General features: G+C 41.7%; 19 protein-coding genes. 11 read left to right on the top strand and 8 right to left on the bottom strand.

Annotation, left to right across the window (positions count from 1 at the left end; translation table 11 throughout):
- Position 1 precedes the first annotated feature (1 nt).
- The 3 genes from EQO05_RS14090 to EQO05_RS14100 all read left to right on the top strand — a co-directional run bounded on the left by EQO05_RS14090 (position 2) and on the right by EQO05_RS14100 (position 3,243).
- Positions 2-1,405 carry an ABC transporter permease gene (locus EQO05_RS14090; RefSeq protein ID WP_128507574.1) on the top strand — a complete coding sequence of 468 codons (1,404 nt, stop codon included), beginning with the start codon at positions 2-4 and terminating at the stop codon, positions 1,403-1,405.
- 100 nt (positions 1,406-1,505) lie between these two features.
- Positions 1,506-2,309, top strand: a complete 804-nt coding sequence (locus EQO05_RS14095) for an endonuclease III domain-containing protein (protein ID WP_128507576.1) — start codon at positions 1,506-1,508, stop codon at positions 2,307-2,309.
- A 472-nt stretch (positions 2,310-2,781) separates the two neighbouring features.
- Positions 2,782-3,243 (top strand): hypothetical protein, encoded by a 462-nt coding sequence (locus EQO05_RS14100; protein WP_128507578.1) that lies wholly within the window; start codon positions 2,782-2,784, stop codon positions 3,241-3,243.
- 532 nt (positions 3,244-3,775) lie between these two features.
- On the opposite strand, the gene EQO05_RS14105 is transcribed toward EQO05_RS14100, so the two are convergent.
- Positions 3,776-3,988, bottom strand: coding sequence for a hypothetical protein (locus EQO05_RS14105; RefSeq protein ID WP_128507580.1), 213 nt, complete (start codon positions 3,986-3,988; stop codon positions 3,776-3,778).
- Between the two features lie 566 nt (positions 3,989-4,554).
- Here EQO05_RS14105 and EQO05_RS14110 point away from each other — a divergent pair.
- Entirely contained in the window at positions 4,555-6,540 is a 1,986-nt protein-coding gene (locus tag EQO05_RS14110; protein ID WP_240664734.1) for a histidine kinase dimerization/phosphoacceptor domain -containing protein, read from the top strand.
- Positions 6,541-6,948: 408 nt separating this feature from the next.
- Here EQO05_RS14110 and EQO05_RS14115 read toward each other — a convergent pair whose 3' ends face one another.
- From EQO05_RS14115 to EQO05_RS14120, 3 genes are all read right to left on the bottom strand, one after another.
- Positions 6,949-7,581 carry a uracil-DNA glycosylase family protein gene (locus tag EQO05_RS14115; protein ID WP_240664736.1) on the bottom strand — a complete coding sequence of 211 codons (633 nt, stop codon included), beginning with the start codon at positions 7,579-7,581 and terminating at the stop codon, positions 6,949-6,951.
- A 458-nt stretch (positions 7,582-8,039) separates the two neighbouring features.
- Positions 8,040-8,213 (bottom strand): hypothetical protein, encoded by a 174-nt coding sequence (locus EQO05_RS15685; protein ID WP_164888575.1) that lies wholly within the window; start codon positions 8,211-8,213, stop codon positions 8,040-8,042.
- Between the two features lie 573 nt (positions 8,214-8,786).
- Complete coding sequence (locus tag EQO05_RS14120; RefSeq protein ID WP_128507582.1) at positions 8,787-9,137, bottom strand: DUF2173 family protein; 351 nt, start codon at positions 9,135-9,137, stop codon at positions 8,787-8,789.
- 405 nt (positions 9,138-9,542) lie between these two features.
- Between EQO05_RS14120 and EQO05_RS14125 the strand changes: the two genes are divergently transcribed.
- From EQO05_RS14125 to EQO05_RS14140, 4 genes are all read left to right on the top strand, one after another.
- A complete protein-coding gene (locus tag EQO05_RS14125; protein WP_240664737.1) occupies positions 9,543-10,079 on the top strand; it encodes a M23 family metallopeptidase in 537 nt (178 codons plus the stop codon).
- Between the two features lie 126 nt (positions 10,080-10,205).
- Positions 10,206-11,219, top strand: a complete 1,014-nt coding sequence (locus tag EQO05_RS14130; RefSeq protein WP_128507586.1) for a hypothetical protein — start codon at positions 10,206-10,208, stop codon at positions 11,217-11,219.
- Positions 11,220-11,301: 82 nt separating this feature from the next.
- Positions 11,302-11,985: a DUF72 domain-containing protein gene (locus EQO05_RS14135; RefSeq protein WP_128507588.1), complete on the top strand. Its 684-nt coding sequence runs from the start codon at positions 11,302-11,304 to the stop codon at positions 11,983-11,985.
- Between the two features lie 294 nt (positions 11,986-12,279).
- Positions 12,280-13,371: a hypothetical protein gene (locus EQO05_RS14140; RefSeq protein ID WP_128507589.1), complete on the top strand. Its 1,092-nt coding sequence runs from the start codon at positions 12,280-12,282 to the stop codon at positions 13,369-13,371.
- Between the two features lie 99 nt (positions 13,372-13,470).
- Here the strand turns inward: EQO05_RS14140 and EQO05_RS14145 are convergent, their stop codons facing one another.
- Positions 13,471-13,653: a hypothetical protein gene (locus EQO05_RS14145; RefSeq protein WP_128507591.1), complete on the bottom strand. Its 183-nt coding sequence runs from the start codon at positions 13,651-13,653 to the stop codon at positions 13,471-13,473.
- A 256-nt stretch (positions 13,654-13,909) separates the two neighbouring features.
- Between EQO05_RS14145 and EQO05_RS14150 the strand changes: the two genes are divergently transcribed.
- Complete coding sequence (locus tag EQO05_RS14150) at positions 13,910-15,169, top strand: PKD domain-containing protein (RefSeq protein WP_164888576.1); 1,260 nt, start codon at positions 13,910-13,912, stop codon at positions 15,167-15,169.
- 824 nt (positions 15,170-15,993) lie between these two features.
- On the top strand, positions 15,994-17,361 hold the full coding sequence (locus tag EQO05_RS14155; protein ID WP_240664739.1) for a tetratricopeptide repeat protein: 1,368 nt from the start codon (positions 15,994-15,996) through the stop codon (positions 17,359-17,361).
- Positions 17,362-17,416: 55 nt separating this feature from the next.
- Here EQO05_RS14155 and EQO05_RS14160 read toward each other — a convergent pair whose 3' ends face one another.
- Both EQO05_RS14160 and EQO05_RS14165 read right to left on the bottom strand, forming a co-directional pair.
- Positions 17,417-17,854, bottom strand: a complete 438-nt coding sequence (locus tag EQO05_RS14160; protein WP_128507597.1) for a hypothetical protein — start codon at positions 17,852-17,854, stop codon at positions 17,417-17,419.
- Between the two features lie 268 nt (positions 17,855-18,122).
- The gene (locus tag EQO05_RS14165; RefSeq protein WP_128507599.1) at positions 18,123-18,323 is read right to left on the bottom strand and encodes a hypothetical protein; all 201 of its coding nucleotides are present in this window, start codon (positions 18,321-18,323) and stop codon (positions 18,123-18,125) included.
- Between the two features lie 232 nt (positions 18,324-18,555).
- Between EQO05_RS14165 and EQO05_RS14170 the strand changes: the two genes are divergently transcribed.
- Positions 18,556-19,329, top strand: coding sequence for a winged helix-turn-helix domain-containing protein (locus EQO05_RS14170; protein ID WP_128507601.1), 774 nt, complete (start codon positions 18,556-18,558; stop codon positions 19,327-19,329).
- Positions 19,330-19,342: 13 nt separating this feature from the next.
- Here the strand turns inward: EQO05_RS14170 and EQO05_RS14175 are convergent, their stop codons facing one another.
- Entirely contained in the window at positions 19,343-20,173 is an 831-nt protein-coding gene (locus EQO05_RS14175; RefSeq protein ID WP_128507603.1) for an MBL fold metallo-hydrolase, read from the bottom strand.
- Between the last annotated feature and the right edge of the window lie 245 nt (positions 20,174-20,418).

The raw sequence follows: 20,418 nt of genomic DNA on the forward strand, positions 1-20,418 counted from the left end.
CATGAAAACCGGGAAAATTTTAAGAATCGCCCTGAGTATGGTCAAATCCAATAAGCTGAGAAGCTGGCTGACCATTATAGGGGTGATAATAGGCATTGCTTCGGTAATGGCAATCGTCACTACAGGGGAGTACTTCGAGAAAGAGGTGACTGAAACTCTGGAAGGCTTCGGGGGTGATACCATCACAATCGTAGCCTCAACTCCCTTCCAGATAACCGACGAAGAATTCATGGTTGAGGATTCCGTAGTTGAGGGTTCGGGAGATCTGGAAGAAGGTCTGGAGGAAAATTCTGAGAATTCGGAAGTAGGATCGGGGATGATTACAGAAGCCGGAGAGTACGAGGTAGAAGCTAAGACCAGTACAGCTGACTATCTGGAACCTGAATCCGCAGAAGAAGCTGAACTTACAAAAATGGATGTATTTACCCTGCGCCGCATTCCGGCTATTGAATATATCAATGTTAATGTTGAACACGGTACAGAGCTGCAATTCGGCGGCGAGAATGTCTGGGTCTGGATCAAAGGTGTGGACCCGGCTGTGTGGCCCAGGATTATCAAAAAAGATCTGGAGCAGGGAAGGATGCTAAAAGCCGGGGATAGGAATGTTGTGGTCCTTTCGAATGAACTTGCAAAGGAGGGTTTCCAGAAAGAAATCAGGCTAAACCAGATGATTATGTTGAACGGCAGGTCGTACCGGGTGGTCGGGATCCTTGCAGAGGGCGGCGGACTTCTGGGAGGCCTTACCGGGCTTTTCGGAAGCAGCCTTTATATGCCTTACCAGGAAATATATTCCCTTTCCAGTGATGAAGATTCTCCTGAGAGGGAAAGGGATACTTACAGTTCTATAGAGGTAAAACTTTACAAAGGAGCTGATTACAATTCCTCGATTCAGGAAATTGAGAATAAATTGAGGCTCTCAAGAAGAGTTAATGAAAACACCCAGGATTTCTATGTTAATTCTAATAAAGAAGCAATAGAAAATGTCAGAAAGCTGATTAACGGCCTGACGGCTTTTCTGGCTTTCATTGCAGGGATTTCTCTTCTTGTGGGTTCTACAGGAATTGCAAATACCATGTTTACATCGGTGCTCGAAAAAACCAAAGAGATCGGAATCATGAAAGCGATAGGGGCAAGAAACCGGGATATAATGCTGATCTTTCTTTGTAATTCCGCAATGATCAGCCTTGTAGGCGGAATCATAGGCATCCTGCTTGGCACGGCAGCAGTGCAGGCGGTCCTTTTCTTCCTCTCAATAAAAATGAACGCTCCCTTCGAGTTCGCCCTCAGCCTTAAAGCTACCTTTATTGCAACCTTTGTTTCCATAATCGTGGGCTTGATTGCAGGTCTGGTGCCTGCAAAGAACGCCTCGGAACTCAAGCCTGTGGACGCATTGAGATATGAGTAAGGCGTACTATCCTGGAATCGTATCCTGGAATTGTATTATACTGCCCTGTTAAAACGGAATGGAACGGCTTTAAATAATTTATTTGCCCTACAGTAATGAAATGAAAAACCGTGTTCAAAATCCCGATGCCGGAAGAATAGCCATCGGGATAAGCAAAATAACCGGTGCAGGGATAAGCAAAAAAACCGGAGCAAAAAGCACCGTACCTGCAATCGGAAAAATCTACGACTGCCTTTTTGCTTCTTACGGTCCGCAGGGCTGGTGGCCTCTGACCGATCTTCAAAAAACGGGCGTGGCAATCCCCTCAAAAACCGGTTCTGTCCGGGGATACCATCCTGCCGACTATACCTACCCGCAAACCCGGAACCAGCAGTTTGAGATTATCTGCGGAGCCCTGCTCACCCAGAATACGAGCTGGACACAGGTTGAAAAAGCTCTCCTTAACCTTAAACAGATAGATTCCCTTTCCCCTGAAGCGATTCTTTCCCTTTCCCCTGAAGCCTTGAAAGAAGCTATCAAACCGGCAGGTTATTATAACCAGAAAGCAGCACGCCTGAAAACCCTTGCAGGCTGGTTTTCGGAACTTGAAGACCGGATTCCTGCTCGGGAAGAGCTCCTTTCTTTAAAGGGCGTGGGTCCCGAAACCGCGGATTCTATCCTGCTGTATGCCTTCAAACAGCTTTCCTTTGTTGTTGATGCCTACACAAAAAGAATAGTAACAAACCTTAACCTTGTTGATGAAAAAGCAGGTTATAATGAAATCAAAGCTTTATTTGAAGAAAATCTTCCTCAGGACCTGGCGGTGTACCAGGAATATCATGCCCTGCTCGTGGAGCATGCCAAAAGATATTATCAGAAAAAAGGCACTCGGGGCAATGATATTTTACTAAAGTACATATTTTAAGAAATATAATACTATAACTCTTCGTAATATTAAACTTCAAATAACCCATTACCATCTTTTTAAGGAGTCTAGTGTATCTGAGCAGAATCAAGAAGTGGTATGCAGAGAGCCCCTTATTAATGATTACTTCTGTTTTACAGCATGGAAAGCATACATTGCGGCATAGTAAATTAACTCAGGAACAATCCCCTGAACAATATGATTTAATAGGGGCTTCCGTTTACCATTATTACCATAACCTCGACCTTAGGATTTTGTTTCAGCCGTTTGCAAATTGATACCTGCTTTCCCCATTTTCAATTTTCTACACCTAAGGAGTCGAATAATAGCATAATCGGGGTCACTACGCCTGACAGAGCTTGTCAGTCGATACGCAGGATTCATTATAAGAACCATCTGAAGCGAATACTTTCACACAGCTCGGGTGCTCCTTTTAACCTATTACTCATAATTTATTTTGAGGATGGTTAAAATGGATACATCAGAAAAATATGTCAAAATGTGTTCCCTTGCGAAGGAAATTCAAAGGAAATGGGTATTTCAATCCGGAGATTTTGTTTACAATCCTGCTTTTGAAAAAGTTGAGGTGTTACTCTATCCGGGAAATAATTCTACTAATTATATCTGGCTGCCGAGACAGGACCAACTTCAAGAAATCTGTATCGAATTCTTTATGAATAATTTAGGGATATCGAAATTTGAAGCATTCTTACGATTTTTAGAGTGGTACTCTTGGCGTCTTAAATATGCTTTTGAACACGGACTCAAGAATGGAAACGGTTTCATAGACTCGGGAGAAGAACTCTTGTTAAATCGCGCTATGATAATGATGCATGGGAAAAAATGGGATGGAGAGGACTGGGTAATAGCCCTTAAAGGGTATGAACCGAAGCCCGGTTCAAAACTATCCTTTAATCAAAGTATTAAGATATGATTGTTTTAAAAAATGGGATGGAAAAACAGGTTACAAAAGCTATGGAAAAAATGCCTTTCAGGAAAAGATGACAATAATTTAAGACAGCGAGTTTTTCCCTCAGCCCTCTTCTTCGAATTGAAAAACCCTGGCTTAATAATCAATTCAAATTATTAATATCGTTAACTCAAATGTATCTATTATTATTATTAGCTGGAATTAGTATTATTAGCTGGAATTCATTATCAGAAAAAAGCGCTATGCAAAATGCCCTTCTGGAAATTATTTAGAATTAAAAAGGTTTTGGGAAAAAGAATTAAGCTCTGCGAAACTTCGAGCGAATTTATCGCCTTCCGGAGTTTTCGCCGTGTTTTGCGTATATTTCTTTATCCGATTTGAACACCTGGGTCGGCGTGCAAATACTTAACTAAGCGGCTAAATATCCAGTCAGTTTTTAGATATTCAGTCCATTAATTATTTCTCAGTTAGTCCTTTATGTCTTCATGCAGTGGTTTGTGATTTCTATTCTTCTGCTCGAAAGGCAGCAAGCTTCTTATGAAAGCTTTATATCGTACCAGTCCGAAAGTTCTGCATCGAGAACCCCTTCATGGACCATCTTCTCGATCTCGTTTTCAACCTGTCCGTAAGTGAACTTATAGTCGTGCGAGATTGCGGAGATGACATCCGGACTATGGCAGAATTTGTTCGGGAACGCCTCATTGAATATTGCTACGTTCTCGATAATCAAATTCCTTAGTTTCTCCATTTTTTTATCACCTCTTTTTAGTCATATTTATTTTTCTGTTATCTCAGGTTCGATTGCTCTTCTCTTCGACATACTATATTTGTATTGCAAGCATATATAGATTTTCCTAATATCCTATATAGTTTAGAGATTTCTGGACACGACGTTATTAATATATTTTAAAGGTTGACTGGCTGTAATTCTAGAACCGGACTATTATAAACACACTCAAGCGTGTGAGTTTAGAGGATATGGTACGAAGATAAAATAAAACTAAGATCAAACAAAAACAAAGATAAAATGAAATCAGTTAAAAGAAAAAAAAGATATAATAAAAATCAAGATAATATGCTATAAAAAGCAAATATAAGCCAGACATATATCTATTACAGACATATATCTATTAAGTAGTGAAAGGGGACCGAGAGGATTATGGGGTTAATTAACCTCACTGCTGCCCAGGATAATATCCTGCTCCGCAACTCAAGGTATTAGAAATCCGGGCAGCTTTGACTTTTAAGTCTTATCTCCGGAATGTGCTGGTTTTAAAAAGGAACAGCCTGAAGAGAAAGCAAAGGAGAATAAGAGTGGAAAAATTCGTTATTCACAGCCCTGATCCTTTACTGAGGATAGGAAAGGATGGAAGGGTCATCTATTCGAATGAGACAGCTGAGCTTTTCCTTCAGGAATGGGGCATAACAACCGGAGAGAAAGTGCCCTACTCCATTGGAAATATTGTAAAGAGAGTGATTGCCCGAAACAACCCCGAAAAAACGGAAATCAAGCTCAGAAAACGGGTTTATCTCATTTCATTTTATCCTCTTGAGGGAGAGGGACAGGTAAATGTTTACGGGTTTGATGTAACCAACCATAAAAAATTGAAAGAAAAACTTCTGGTCAAAGAGCGACAGAGTGATGCACTCCATAACATGGGGAGGATGGCTCTCAGGTGTGAAAGCCTGCAGGCTTTTATGGACGAAAGTGTAAAGCTGGTTGCGAGGACTCTTGGTGTAGAATACAGTAAAATTATGGAACTTCTTCCGGACGGGAATTTTCTGCTCAGGGCAGGAGCAGGCTGGAAGCCGGGATTTGTAGGAAAGGCTATTGTCAGCGGGAGTAAAGAATACCAGGCAGGGTACACTACATATTCGAAAGTGCCGGTAATTGTAAGGGATTTCAAAAAGGAAGAACGTTTTAGCGCTCCCTCCCTCCTGAGAGAGCATGATGTAGCCAGCGGGATAAGTGTCGTTATTGGCCAGATGGAAAAACCCTTTGGGATTTTGAGTGCACACTCAAAAAAACCGAGAAAATTTGTTGCGGATGATACATATTTCCTTAACTCGGTGGCTTTTCTGATCTCAGAGGTAATCGAACGCAGGCATGCTGAAGAAGAGTTGCGCCAGTATAAGGAACAGCTTGAGGAACTGGTTAAAAAGAGGACTTCCGAACTTATAAGAACAAATGAGAGGCTTATCGAGGAGATCGCAGGGCGCAAGCAGGTGGAGAAAGCCCTTCAGAATAATGTGTATTTTCTGGAGACTTTCCTCGATGCCATACCCTCCCCGGTCTTTTACAGAAATCTGGTGGGAATCTACCAGGGCTGCAACGAGATATTTGCCAGAGAGGTTCTCGGTCTTCCAAAGGAGAAAGTAATAGGACACTCAATGTTTGAGTTCAGAGAGCAATTTTCAGATGAAACTCTCAAAGACTCTACTTTTTATGACAGGATGCTTCTTGAGGAAGGCAGAAGCATACCCCATGAACTGAAGGTCAGGTGTGCCATAGATGGAAAAGAAAGAGATTTTCTTGCCCACAAGGCTACTTACAGCAGTGTCTCGGGGGATATTATCGGGATCGTAGGTGTCATGCTTGATATTACCGAGCGTAAAAAAGCCGAGCTGGCCCTTCTGAAAACCGAAGAGATCCGAAAAAAAGAAATTCACCATAGAATTAAGAATAACCTGCAGGTGATCTCGTCCCTCCTGAGCCTCCAGGCTGAACATTTCAGCGACAGGGAAGTAAGAGAGTCCTTTCAGGACAGCCAGAACAGGGTCATCTCGATGTCTCTGATTCACGAAGAGCTCTATAAAACCGGGGAAACCGGAAACTTTGAGACCTTCGATTTTAAAGCGTACATCCAGAAACTTGCGAATGAGCTCTTCACGTCATATGTGGTAGGCAATCAGGACATCCACTTAAAACTGGATCTGGAAAGCGTTTTTCTTGGGATGGACACGGGAATACCCCTGGGCATCATTATTAACGAACTCGTATCCAACTCCTTAAAACATGCTTTTCCCGGAGGAAGGGGAGAAATCCAGATCAGGCTGCACAGAATAGGCAGCGGCAAAGTAGAGTGTGAAGACAAAAACACTGGCAGATGTGAAACCTATAAATTTCTGCTGGCCGTATCGGATAACGGAATAGGGCTTTCAGGTAAAATAGATTTCAGGCATACCTCTTCACTCGGGCTTCAACTGGTAAATATCCTCGTGGAACAGATCGATGGCAGCATTGAGCTTGTAAGAGGGGCAGGGACCGAATTCAAAATAAAATTCAGGGAAAACGCCTGAATAGCATCAAAAAGATGAAAAAGAATAGTATTCATGAATAATTAAAGTGCTGAACAGTGATCCTCATAATAAGTCATAAACAGTGGTTTTTATGATCAAAGTCCAGAGCATACACGCTAGCTTATGGAAATTTTATAAACTCAGGGATTAGAGTGACAGAAGCTTTAACAAACCAGAATGCAAAAACAAGAACTATAATATATGTGATTGCTTCGGCTAACTTACTCATAAAATTAAAATGGAACCCATTATACATAATATTTTTTATTAAACAGCTCACCCGATTTTCCAGGTCGTCTTATGATCCTCCAGCAGCTCACCAGATATGTAACTTGACCTTTTTCAATTATTTTAGCCTGAGCTGCTTTTTAATTATTCTGGGCTGACTTGCATTAACTTACAGCTGCATTACCCTGTTATTCTTATTGCTTCAGCCAGGTCTTCGGCAATCATTTCCCTCTTTGACTTCTCAATCAGGTAGTTCTGCCCTGTCTGCACATATGATGGAAAAACCCGCCTGTCCTGATAATAAAACTGATTCCTGCGGATTTTGTAAGTCGAGCCAGCAGGAATCGTGTTTTTGCCTGTCTGCCGTTTGCTTATGTAGTTGAAAGCCTTTATAGCAACGTCTCCCATTAGCATATAAACTTCAAGCTCAGGAAAGAGGTCAAGCTCCTTTTCGAGAATTACGGAACAGTTTTTGATTGTTGCAGCCGAGACCCCATACTGCAGTTTCGGGCATTTAATTGCAGTTGTTAGATAGAACCCGAGGTCAAGGATCTCTTGCATGCTATTTACTACCATACCTGCATCCCGGAAAGCCTGTATTGTTGTTTTCAGGTAAAACGGCTCTCCCGGCGCATAGAAGTAGTCCGCCGGATCTTCAGGGGGGGCTTCCGAAACCATAACCGCTTTAATCCTCTCGGGATCGATTTCCAGAGCAGGTACAAGATATCCATTCTCATTAATGTCGGAACAGGGGAACTCCTTGCATCCGATATAACTGGAAGTCTTAGTTTTCTGAGGTTCAAAAGGCTCCATTTTCCATTCACTCCGGATTAAGGCGATTTACAAGTATCTCTAAATCATAGAAAGTAAGCTTTTATCACACAGCCCGGTATATACAGTATAATTTATTGCATCAACTTTAAGCTTCGGTTTCAAGAACTTCGGGAGTAGCTTTAAGTTGGAAGTAACTATTTTCAGCAGCTTGCAGTATCTTGATAATGAAAATATATTTAAAGCCTGCAACTTGTGCCTGCTTATAATCCCATTTAAAGGGTTAAGAAAGGTTATTTGAATCTCTCCGGCATTTTACCTTCTTATTAAGCTGAATTTAATAGATTAAAGCTTTATTTAATTTACTGGGATAAGGAAGGAACAATTCACGTAATAGTGGGCGAAGGGAGCATTAAGCGTTAAGATATTGCAGCTTTTCCGCTGCGTTTCTTGCCACAATCCATGAAACCATCTTATTGGGCTTTAACCTGGGAGAAGCTTCACTCTATAAGCGCAAGGAAACTCAGGTTGTAAGTGGGAAACAGGCTCTTTTCAAGCTTTCTGGCAGCAAAAGCCTGCAGGAGTTTTAATGAGCAGGATTTTAATAAAGTGAAAAACTGCGCAGCTAAAGCTATGGAAAATCTGTTAAGACCTCTTAAATCCTGATCAGGCATTTGAGAATCTGCACCTGACTATCAGATTACTGGTCAGACGCTGCACTTTACAGAAAAAATAAGAAACGGTAATAGAAGATAGAACAAGAAAAACAGATCAGAGAATTACTTAAAAGAGATATTAAAGAAAGATTTGCTAAGAGCCTGTTAGATTTTTAAAGTGATCCATAAGGCCTGGTCCAATTTTAATGTAGTTTAGTTCTGTACTCAGTTAATTTATTACTTATTTAAGTCATTACTCAGTTAAGTTACTTTAGTCAATTAAGCTACCTTAGTCAATTAAGTTACCTTAGTCAATTAAGTTATCTTAGTCAATTAAGTTACCTTAGTCAAGTTACTACTTATTTAAGTTACATCTTCTTTGTACGTCTTCTTTATACACCGGGACTGACCCTATGGACCAATTATAACTATGTAACTAATGGTATAATAAAACAACGAAAGAAATTTGTTTTTTCGCAGTACTGTGAAAAAAGTGCAACCTACTCAGGCTTAAACCGCCTACGTGCAGACCTCACTGAGAAAAACTAAAAGAGTGCCTGAATCAAGCTGCTAGCAGGGCTTATTCAGGCGTTAGCACATTCCCAGGGCTGTAAAGAGTTTCTTTAAATCCGCTTTTGAGCTCTCAACAAAGATCCCTCTCGTTCCCGAGATCATAACAGTCCAGTCCCCGCCGCTGTACATCCAGTTGTGCTGAGGCACCCAGCTCATCTTATAAAGCTGCGTGTAAGCACTGGCCAGAGCATCGAACATCATGTTCACGGTTCCGCAGAATTTGGCAGTCATCTCAGCCATCTCTTCAGGCATTTCATCCCTGGACTTGTACTCAACAAGTTTCCCCTCCGGGTTGAAGATCCCGGCTGCCATTACCCCATCAAACTTCAGAAGTTCATCCAGTGATAGATTACACTCTTTTCCGTTCATACATTTTCCCCCAAATTTCAGTATGCCGGTGAATTTTTAGAACGATCTAAAAGTTACGGCTTCCTGCTTTATTTATGAAGTGCCTTTTGCAGCTCACAGGCTTATCCCCGGAGCCTGTGCGTGAAATCAGTTCAGTGAAATAATGTTCCTTCGAGCCTGATTTCACATAAAGGAATGAAAAGGATTGGTAGGATATTATATAAAAATATCAAATTAAAAAAAAGAATTGAGAACTTAAAGACCAATCCTATTTTTTTCTTTTTTACAATGCCAGTTTTTAAATTCTTTACTTACAGGCTCTGATATGGGAGTAAAAAAGCCTTTTATACTTCTCATATACAGTGTTATCCTATGAAAATCCGACCTCTAAATATAATATTTTCAGAGAATACAGCGTCGGAAATAATGAGCCCGAAAAAAACAGACTACAAAAAGGTCAAAATTCCACAAAAAGGCGAAGCCGGCTCCTTCTGGGAAAATAGGGGCGATCGATATCACTGCGGAGTTGACCTTTATGCCCCTGAAAACACGGAGGTCGTTTCGATTGAGAAAGGAGTTGTCGCAGAGACCGGAGTGATGACCTCGCCCGAAATCCTGCCTTACTGGAATCCGACTTACTATGTAATTATTGAACACGATAGGGGGCTGTTCTGCAAGTACGGTGAGCTTGCAGGTTTTACCGTGAGAGAAGGAGACGAAATCGAGCCAGGCCGGTTGATAGGGTACGTCGGCATGGTGCTGAACTCCAGCAAAATCGATGAATTCTGCCCGCTTTATATCCAAAAGCTAAAAGATAAGAATCCGAGCATGCTTCATTTTGAGCTCTGGAAAAAATTGCCCGTTGCCACGCACAGGAATTATCTGGGAGGCAACTGGTTTGGTGAAGAGAAGCCTGAAAACCTGATTGATCCCACAGGATACCTTGAACAACTACTATCGTGATGTCCGCAAGTTTATACCCGACAATTTCTCCTGTGCACTTATATAAAAGGAAACTAAATTTTTATTCACAGGGCTGAAGGAAAAGCCTCGTAACTTGCTGACTCTTAACTATCTGGCTGGTGTTCTATGGAAAAGAGGGAATATAAAGAATCTGCAATAAATGAGAAAATAAATCGCCTTGAGAAAACCCAGGTAATCAAAAATTATTACCTTGTGCTGGGAGGGGGAAAAATCGGCACGGATTTCCTTCAGTATGCCCGGAAGAATAAATTCCCCTTCGTGCTCATCATCGACAGGGACGAAAATGCGCCTGCAACAAGCGATGCCGAAATTATCAAAACCGAAGATGATCTGGTAAACCTGCTGAAAATTAAGGCTTCAGCACCATTTCATGCTGAAGCACCCAAATCTCCCGGAGCAGCAGGAGAAAACGAAAGAGAATACGAAGGAGAAAGCAAAAGAGAAAGCATCGAATCGAAAGCTTACTTCTATAAAATGGATCTGGATAACATACCTTTTCTTCTAAGTCTCGGCATCCCTGAATACATTATTCCTGCCGTTCCCTGCCATGCGGTTGCATACATGCTTTCTGGTCTTCTAAAACTCCCTCCTGAGCCTGGGAAAAATGAAAAACCGGAGGAAGCTCAGGGTAAAATCCAGAAAGGAAACAACCCGGTAACCGAGCTTCTTATCAAACCTGAAGATGAAAGGCTGATTTCTTTTTTTGAAAAGCTTGCAGCTTCCTTTCCTGAAGCTGTAATCACAGGACGTTACCCTGAATATGGCATGCTGTTTTTCTCTTATGCCAGAGAGGGAGAAATTTGTCCAGACGGCTGCCCGGGTCCAGAAGACCGCTGCCCCACCTTCGGGCGTAAGAAGCCTGAAACCATTACGGAATATACACGAGAACTTCGCCGTAACCTGCCAGGCTGGATCTTTGAGAGCCACCAGATGAAGCCAGGCACAGGAGGGCTTAAAGGAAGGGAACTCAGGCAGAATCTGCTGGAAATTCTTGAGTTTTTAAATGAATTTAATGCAACCGCAGGCAGGGGAAGATTTGAAAACATTGAGGACAGGACTTTTTTCATTGCCACTACCTGTACATGCCATGGGGTATTGAACCTGTTTTATATTACCTGAAAAACCTTTTTCATATTTGTGAGAATTAAAAAATGAGCCAAAAATAGATCTGCCATTACGCCGATATACAAAAGGGGACTTTATGGATGCATTTGTAGGCACAAGCGGCTGGTACTATGAATGGAACAAAAAGAAAAGCCTTGACTGGTTTATCCAGAATTCCGGCCTGAACAGCGTCGAACTTAATGCCAGTTTTTATAGATTTCCTTCACTCGGGCAGATTGAAGGCTGGAGCACGAAGGGAACAGGACTGAGATGGAGCATAAAAGTGCACAGGTCTATAACTCACTGGCGCCAGCTCAGTGAAAGTTCCCTTGAAATCTGGGAAAATTTCCGGGAGCTCTTCGAACCCATGGATCACCTTGTTGATTTCTACCTTTTTCAAATGCCTCCGAAATTTGATGACGCTGCACGAGCACTCAGCTTTACAGAAGCCGCAGAGCTCGGGGAAAGGTTTGCCCTGGAGATCAGGAATAAAGAGCTGCTTGGAGATGATGAAGCATGTGCGGAACTTATGGAAAAAGTAACTCTCGTCTCCGTAGACTCGCCGGATTACAGAGACCGCATCTTTCCCGGAAAGATCGCGTATATGAGAATGCATGGAAGGGAAAGCTGGTACAATTATGATTATTCTAGGACAGAAATTAGCGAAACCATCAATAAAATACGCGAATTCGGTCCTGGGAAAGTCTATGTTTATTTCAATAATGACCACAATATGCTGGAAAACGCAAGAACGGCCTTAGAAATCTTTTCCGGTTTGTAAACCTCGGGATTCTTCTACAATTGCCGAACATCTCCCTTTTTATCAAAGGAAGCGAATAACTCACTGCCACCAGTTCTCGCTTCTCCTCACAACGGAATAAACTTTTTTTTCAATTGTTAACCTTTATTATGAATAAATTATTATATTAAGAGGTGTATTCAAAGATTAATACGGCGATTCTGAGGAGTTAATATTCAGGTGCCTCAAAATCAAAAACGAATTTTTGAGAACCCAACCCACAAAGAAACCATTTTACCCGGAATTCCCTATATATATAAAAAAGAAGTGAAATATATGTTCTGGAGTAAAGACGACATAGTTGAAAGGCTGAGCAAAATCCCTAGAACCCTGGAAGACATCTCAATAGAAGTTTTTGAAGGTGTACCCCCAACTAACGATTTTTTGCAAAAAGCTGGTCTTTCGAGAGAGAACTGCACAGATGCATCCTGCATCAGCATAGACTCGCACACAAGTGTAGGCATAGAACAGGTCATAGAAAAAGAACTCATGTACCCTTATGTAGATGATTCCGTTTCGAATGAATTTGCGGTTCGGTCAACCCAGTACCAGTTTATGCTGCCTTATGAAGTCCTCGACAACAAAATAAGGAAAGAATACAGAATATTCCAGCCCGAGGAACTGAAAGTAAAGTTTCCCGTAGCTTATAAACTGCTAATGGAGATTAAACAGCAGTCCAGGGTTGAGAAACAGGAATTCGATTCGGCTGATTACCGCCTTGAAGATGAAAGCTTCCTGAGGTATATTAATACACCTAAAATTATAATAACCAGCAACTCCTGTCTGCAGGCTTCATACGACCCGTCCGGAAAGCACGTTTTTGCAAATGGGGTAGGAGCCGTCCTTGGAGACCCGACACTCTACCACTATGTTACAGCCGTGCTCAATTCTTCGATCGCAAGGGCTTTTCCTGAGGTCTGGAGCCGCCAGGGAGTGCAGAATACCGGCAACCTTAACTCAAAGATGCTGAAAAGGTTCCCAATCGCGTTCCCTAAAAAAGAGGCTACAGAAAACGTAATAAGCACAATTTCCCGTTACCTGATTTACCTCAACAGGCAAAAACAAATGGCAAAAACCTACGCCATACCCGGCTACCAGGAGCTCATAGACTTCTACAAGAGAATTTCAGATATTCTGACTCTGGACACTTACATTACAAACGATCTTGATCCGAAGCTTCTTGAGATTCTTGCAGAAAACATCACGGCATCTGACGGAGGATTTGAGTATAGCGACGACATAAATCTCCTGATCGGACTGCAGGAAATAAAGAAAAACATTCTGAGTTCTCCGGACTTTGCAAAGTGCAGGTTCAGCAACGAGTTCACAAATATTCTGGCAACTCTGAAAAACAGCCTTGTCTGGTAAGAGGAAACACCCAGCCAGCACCTGTTTTAATTTATTCCCCGGATGTCGATTTTTTATTTTCCGGTATCCTGAATTTTTATTTTCCTTCGTCTGATTTTTTTACTTTCTTCTTTCTGATTCCTGAATTTTTATTTTCCTGCATCCGATTTTTTTACTTTCTTCTTTCTGGTTCTTTATATCAATTATGCTGACTTCTCTTTTTCGGATACGTGACCTCAGTTCCAATCCAATAAATTGAACTGCTGCCGTGCATACACACATTGTATCGCTTACTGAACTCATATTTGTAGTAATTACTCTAAATCGGAATCACAATTAGTATCACAATTAGTATCACAATTAGTATCACAATTAGTTTTTGTTAAACGGTCTGATATCTTATTACGTATTTGTTTCACTCTCCTGCAGCTGATTTATCAGGTTTTCTAGAAATAAGCTGACTTTTATATTTATAAGGGCTAAAAGAGAAAAATTAAGTATTATGCTGAGTCCTGATAATTGAGTCAAACCTCATAATCAGAAATCAGAGATGAACATAATGAATAAAAGAAGGACTTTTTGTAAGATAAGTTTCTTTTCAATAGCTGTTGCATTATTTTTGATTTCGTCTACAGCATTGATAACCGCTGCGGAGAGCGTTTCGCCTGCAATCACTGAAACCCGAATAACTACCAGTGCATTGGCCTGTAATGCAGATATATATGGTGATAAGATAGCTTTTTTAGACGATCGCAATGGAAATCCTGATATCTACATGTACGATCTCTCCACATCCCGGGAAACGCAGATAACCACCAGTGGATCAGCACACCAGCCTGTTATTTATGGTAACAGGATAGTGTGGATGGACCAGCGCAATGGAAATGCCGATATCTATATGTACGACCTTTCCTCTTCCAGGGAGACTCAAATCACAACCAATGCATCAGATCAGATGAATCCTGCAATTTACGGGGACAGGATTGTATGGGAAGATTTCCGCAACGGAAACTACTACGATATTTACATGTATGACCTTTCCACTTCCGAGGAAAAAAAGATAGACGCCATCGGTCTCGATCCTGCTATCTACGGTGACAGGATAGTATGGTATGATGGTCGTAATGGAAATGCGGATATCTATATGTACGACCTTTCCACTTCCGAAGAAACCCAAATCACTACCGATACATCCTATCAACAATTTCCTTCAATCTACGGTAACAGAATAGTATGGGAAGATTGGCGCAATGAAAACCCCGATGTCTACATGTACGACCTTTCCACTTCCAGGGAAGAAAGGATAACTACCAATGCATCAGTATACGATCCTGCTATTTATGGTGATAAAATAGTTTGGACTGACGACCGGGACGAAGAGTATGACAATGATATCTACATGTATGACCTCTCTACAAATACGGAAACTAAGATAACCACCAGTAAATTAGCATTCTACCCGGCTATCTATGATAATAAGATAGTGTGGCATGATTGGCGCAACGGAGGCCGTGATATCTATATGGCTACTGTCTCGGAAGAAGGATTGGAGCCGGTACTTCCTGTTGCAGACTTTTCGGCATCTCCCAGTACAGGAGAAGCACCATTGGCAGTCACATTTATAGACAAGAGTACGGGATCACCTTCTTCATGGTCCTGGAACTTTGGAGATAGAAGCATTTCAACAGCTCAAAATCCTGTACATACATATAACAAAGTTGGAAAGTATACTGTCAGCTTAACTGTAGGAAATGCTGCCGGTAACGACAATAAAAAGGTATCTAAATGTATCATAGTGAAAAAGAATTTTAAAAAATAAATAAACATTTTTAGTTGAAAAACAGATTTAACTAATGAGGAATGGGGAGTTTTCTATAAGTTATCAAGACTTATACTAATTTTACCTTCTTTTTGCCTTTGTGTTTCTATCTGCTTTACTGGCTCCTTATTTTATAGTAATATTATGACGTATAGAGTTCATAATAAAGAATTAAGTTTACTTTGATTGAAATTAAATAAAAATCTCAGTGAATCCTTTTTTGAGAGCTATGCAGCCAAAAAAGAGGCACAGAGCGAATAATCAATATAAAGGCATGAAATAAGGAATAATTTGAACAATTTTCAAATTATTTTTGAGATTACTGAATCTCATACATTATCCTTAGCCTGTCAGAGTGTTTGTTTATTTTCCACCAGCAGTTATGATATTGAATATAATTCATTATATTGAATATAATCCATTATATTGAATCTAATTTATAATATTAAATATAATTCATAATATTGAATCTAATTTATAATATTGAATATAATTCATAATATTGAATATAATTCATAATATTGAATTTAATTTATAATATTAAATATAATTCAGATGAATTTGACAACATATACTATTGGACAAGCTTATTTAATATAGGAGCATCGCGGAATGTTTAGAGTTAGATATATTTAAATCTTAAAATCGGGACCTTTATTATCCCGTTTTTGATTCAGGAGGGGTAGATTACGAGTGATCTCAGGAAAGACTCAGTCGAAGAAATTTCAGGAAAAGAGGGATCTTCAGGAAAAGAAGAGGCGTCTGCCGAAAACACTTCTATTAAAGCCATGGATGAAAATCCAGAGAGAATGGTGGGAGAAGGAGTGCAAAGGAAAGCGAAAGGCCACCGAAACCTGCTTGAAAGGTACGAAAACAGGCTGAAAGATCTGGATCCCGAGCTTATCACCCCTGAAGACGAAATCGCCTTAAAGGAAGCATTTATACACGCAAAGGAGGTCTTTGAGCCTGAGGAACTTGTAAGCTGGTTTACAGTCAAAGCCGAGCCTTTCTATAGATCCGGGTCCTGGAAAGTGCTGTTTCCCCTGTATGAAGAACTGCTGGGTATTGCGGAAAAGAGGCTCGGGCCTGAGAATCCTGAGACCGCATCCGCACTGAACGGGCTTGCAGGAATCTACCGTTATATGGGGAATTACGAAGAAGCCCTCAGGCTTTTTTCAAGGGCTCTGAGTATTCGAGAAAACCTTCCCGACCAGCCCGGGCCTGAGACAGGGAATACGCTGAGCGAGCTTGGCATTCTCTATACCCTTATGGAGCGACCCGAAGAAGCCCTCTCATACTATACCCGCGCGCTGGAAATCCAGGAAAAGTTTCTGAGTCCGGAAAACCTCGGCGCCGTCAGAACCCTTAACAGGATGGCTTTCTTTTATAAGGGAATTGAAAAACCCGAGAAAGCTGAAATATACTTCAGGAAGGCTCTCGAACTTCTTGGAAAGCTTCTTGAGCAGGAGCGTGACAGCCGCGTGGTTATGGGATATAAAGCAGGAACCCTGAATAACCTGGGTGTTTTGCTCGCGGAGATGGGCAAACTTGATGAAGCCGAGGACAGGTACATGCAGGCTTTGGAGCTCCAGGAAAAGGTATACGGCACCGAGCATCCGCAGGTGGCACAGACCCTTAATAACCTGGCACTGCTCTATTTCCAGACCACAAGATATGAAAAGGCTATGATCCTCTACACCCGATCCCTGGAAATCATGGAAAAGTTCGGAAAAACCGAGCACACGGGCTTTGCCACGACCCTGAACAACCTCGCAGGCGTCTATGTCCAGAAAGGCCGCCACGAAAAAGCCCTGGAACTCTATACGCAAGCCCTGGAAATCCGGGAGCGCATCCTGGGCCCTGACAGCCCTGAGGTTGCCAAGACCTTAAACAACATGGGCGAACTCTACCGAATTCTCGGCCAGCATAAAAAAGCCCTTCCTCTTTATACCCGCGCCCTCCGGATATACGAAACAACTCTTGACCCGACACATCCTGATGTCGGGACAACCCTGAACAATCTCGCAGGCCTCCATGAAAGTATGGGCGAGTACGAAACTGCAATCAATCTCTACGAAAAAGCCCTCGGCATAATCGAAAAAGAGTATGGACCCGAACATCCTTATTTCAAAATAACACGAAATAATTTACTTGGTCTGTATGAAAAAATGGAACGAAGCTGGAGAAAATAAATTTAAGAAGATGGGAAATTGAAAGTTAGACAATCGAAGTTTAACCACCGGATTTTCAATATTTCCCCGTCATCTTCGCAATCGCCCTGTGCACACCATGTATACTTATCCCGCTTCCGAGGTACATCATGGGGCAATGTCCGGTCATACACTCAAGATTCAGTTTCCGGCAGGTTTCCAGGGCTTTTTCGGTTTCGGTTGTCCAGTGAAGCCAGATTCGGTTTGCACCTTTTTCCCTTAGAAGAGGGATCAGATCGGCGGGCTCGGTTTTTGTTATTCCGATAACTGCATGGTTTATGCCTGAAGGAAGAGAAGAGATATCTTTCAGGGAGTCGGGATCGGGTTTTTCTGAAAGGTCCACGAGGTAGACTTTCTTGCCGCGGTTTTTAAGTTCCAGGGCAGTCCATTTCATAGCTGGCTTTGTGCGGTCAGTAATTATTGCAAAAGTTTCTGCGTCCCAGAATTTTTCCCGCTCTGAGATTGTCGAGTCCATATCAATTCGCCCTCATATATATTTGAATTAAAATATACCACTTTAGTATAAATAAGTGTAATCTTCCGGTCTGTAGATGGGATCCTGAGCAGGTTTTCGAAAGCTGAGAGTAAATAGTGAAGAATTTAAACGCCTGAAAACCCGAATAAGCCTGAAAATCAAAAGAAAAAATGGAGAATAAAAATAAAATGAAAATAAGAAGTAGAGTACAGCAGACCTGGATGGTATTCTGTTTACTTCTGCCCCTTATTTTTTCTGTTTATTCTGCTCACTGTCCCTGGAGTTTCTGTCCGGCAGCCTGAAGCGCTCCGCCGAGTGCCTTTGCAAGTTCACAGTTCTGCGAACATTTTGAGGCACAGGTGCAGTATTCAGGCACGTTTTCCATCATCCACTGTCCGAGGAAGCCGAAGGCTTTGAGCTGATCCTCATTTGCGGTCTGCACGAAGTTGTTTATATCCTGTAATTCCATGATTTATCACCCGGATTTGAAAGGCTGTGTATATTTATATACTTGAGCGTCAGAATTATGTACAGGAATTAGATTGTACAGAAAAATAACCTTTAAGACAAGCTTTATATTGCCTTAAGCTAACAGCTTTATTAACAGTGTTAATTAGTGGCCCTGAATATAACAAGCTTTAACTAAAATAATTTTAATTGCATATAATCCAGTTTTCAAAAGTTTCCGAGGCAGGTAAAAAATGGAGATAGCCAATGAAAATTCCGAGATTAATTACAGAACCGAACTGCGCTCTATTAAGGAAGAAGTAAGCTCCCTGCGGAATGAGTTCTCACGCTTCTTGCAGCGGGCAAACCAGCAGCACATTGAAGGAATGCTTGGGGAAATGAGAAGAAATTTTACGAAACCTATGGTAGACTATCTCTGTGAGGATGCAAGCGAGAGGATGCATACCCGCATGACTGCGGACTGCGGGATGCGGGATTTTTGTGAAACGGCGTTCAGGGAACTTTTGCAGGAAACCGCAGGGCTTGTCGGAAGGGGCAGAATCGAAGCTGAGACCATAAAACTGTACCGGGACAGACTGGAGGAACTAAAAAAGGAAGCAAAAACCTCCAGTTGCAGCAGGTGCTTTTCGGAAGCTACAAATCTTTTTGAAAAGCAGGTCAAACTCATGCATTCGCTTCAGATTTATGAAGACCGGGAAGAAGAGAACAAAAAAACCGATATTAGCAAAATCGAGCCTGAAAAGCTGGTCTCTGAAGTCTGCGAGCCTGTGGCTAACCGCCAGCGTCTCCTGATGCTCCAGGCACTCTCCGGAGAAAGCAAAACGTTTTCCGAACTTTCCAAACTTACAGGTTTGCGCGGCGGAAACTTGCTCTTTCACCTTCAGAAACTGCTTGAAACAGGCATGGTTTTACAGCGAAATGAGCGGGGAGACTATATTATTACCAGAAAAGGGTATTTCACTCTGCAGGGGCTTTCCAGGATCTATTCCGAAATTGAAAAGGAATAAAAAAGTCAAATTATCACTTCTCGACAAAACGGCCCTGATCAGGTTTTGCTATCTGATTGAAATAATTTACCAGTTTTTCTAAATTTTCTGTCAGTTCTTCTCCTCTCACAGATTGTCCATGCCCCGGAATTAACAATAATGGCCTTAAATCCCTGAGTTGTTTTACTGAACTCTTCGCCGCGTTCCAATCTATAGTAAAGTACTTAGGAGGGCCTCTAATTCTTTCCTTCTGGGTGGCTACGGACACGAGCGATTCCTGTTCTACTGTACTGAGAGCATCTCCGGCTATAAGCACACGGTCTTTTTCTCTGAACAATGAGATATGTCCTTCGGTATGTCCGGGAGTATGTATCCACCTCCAGCCCGGCATACCGGGTACACTGCCATCGTCAGGAAGCGCTACAGCACGAGAACCTATGTCTATACGTTTGTGCGGAAAAGCTGGTGACATTTTAGCTACCAGACCCTTATCTACGGTAGGGTCTGGGACAGGATAATCCTTTTTTCCAGTTATATAGGGCAATTCTAACCTGTGGGCATATACCGGAACATTCCATAATTTAGAGAGTTCAAGGACCGACCCTATATGGTCGAAATGCCCGTGTGTAAGAATAATCGCCTGTGGTCTGCTACTTTTACCAAACCTTTCTTCAACAGCTTCCAATATGAAATCCGCCGAATTTTCAAGCCCTGTATCTACAAGCGCCCATCCGGCTGTCCTGTTATTGGGGCCTCCAACCAGGCAGGCGGTTACAATGGTAAAATTCATAACTAAAATGTCCGAAGTAACTTCTTGCGATGACCTGGTGATTGTAGAGAATCCTTCAAGAATTTTGCTTCCCATTTAGTTTTCTCCTTTTACTGGATAATTTTTTATTGTAAATCGACATAAAATTTACAGGTCTTGTCAGGTCTTGTAAGAATTATTTATCAATATCCCTCTGGCAGCAGCTCCATTCGGTAAAGAATCGGATATTTTTATATCGTATTCACTAGCCGTATTGATCTTACTAAATCAAATTGCGGGCGGCCACCCCACCCTAAAGGATGGGGTATGCTTCGGGCCGCCCGCCCGGTTGTTCTGGTAGT

The organism is Methanosarcina sp. MSH10X1 (assembly GCF_004099695.1).
GTDB lineage: Archaea > Halobacteriota > Methanosarcinia > Methanosarcinales > Methanosarcinaceae > Methanosarcina.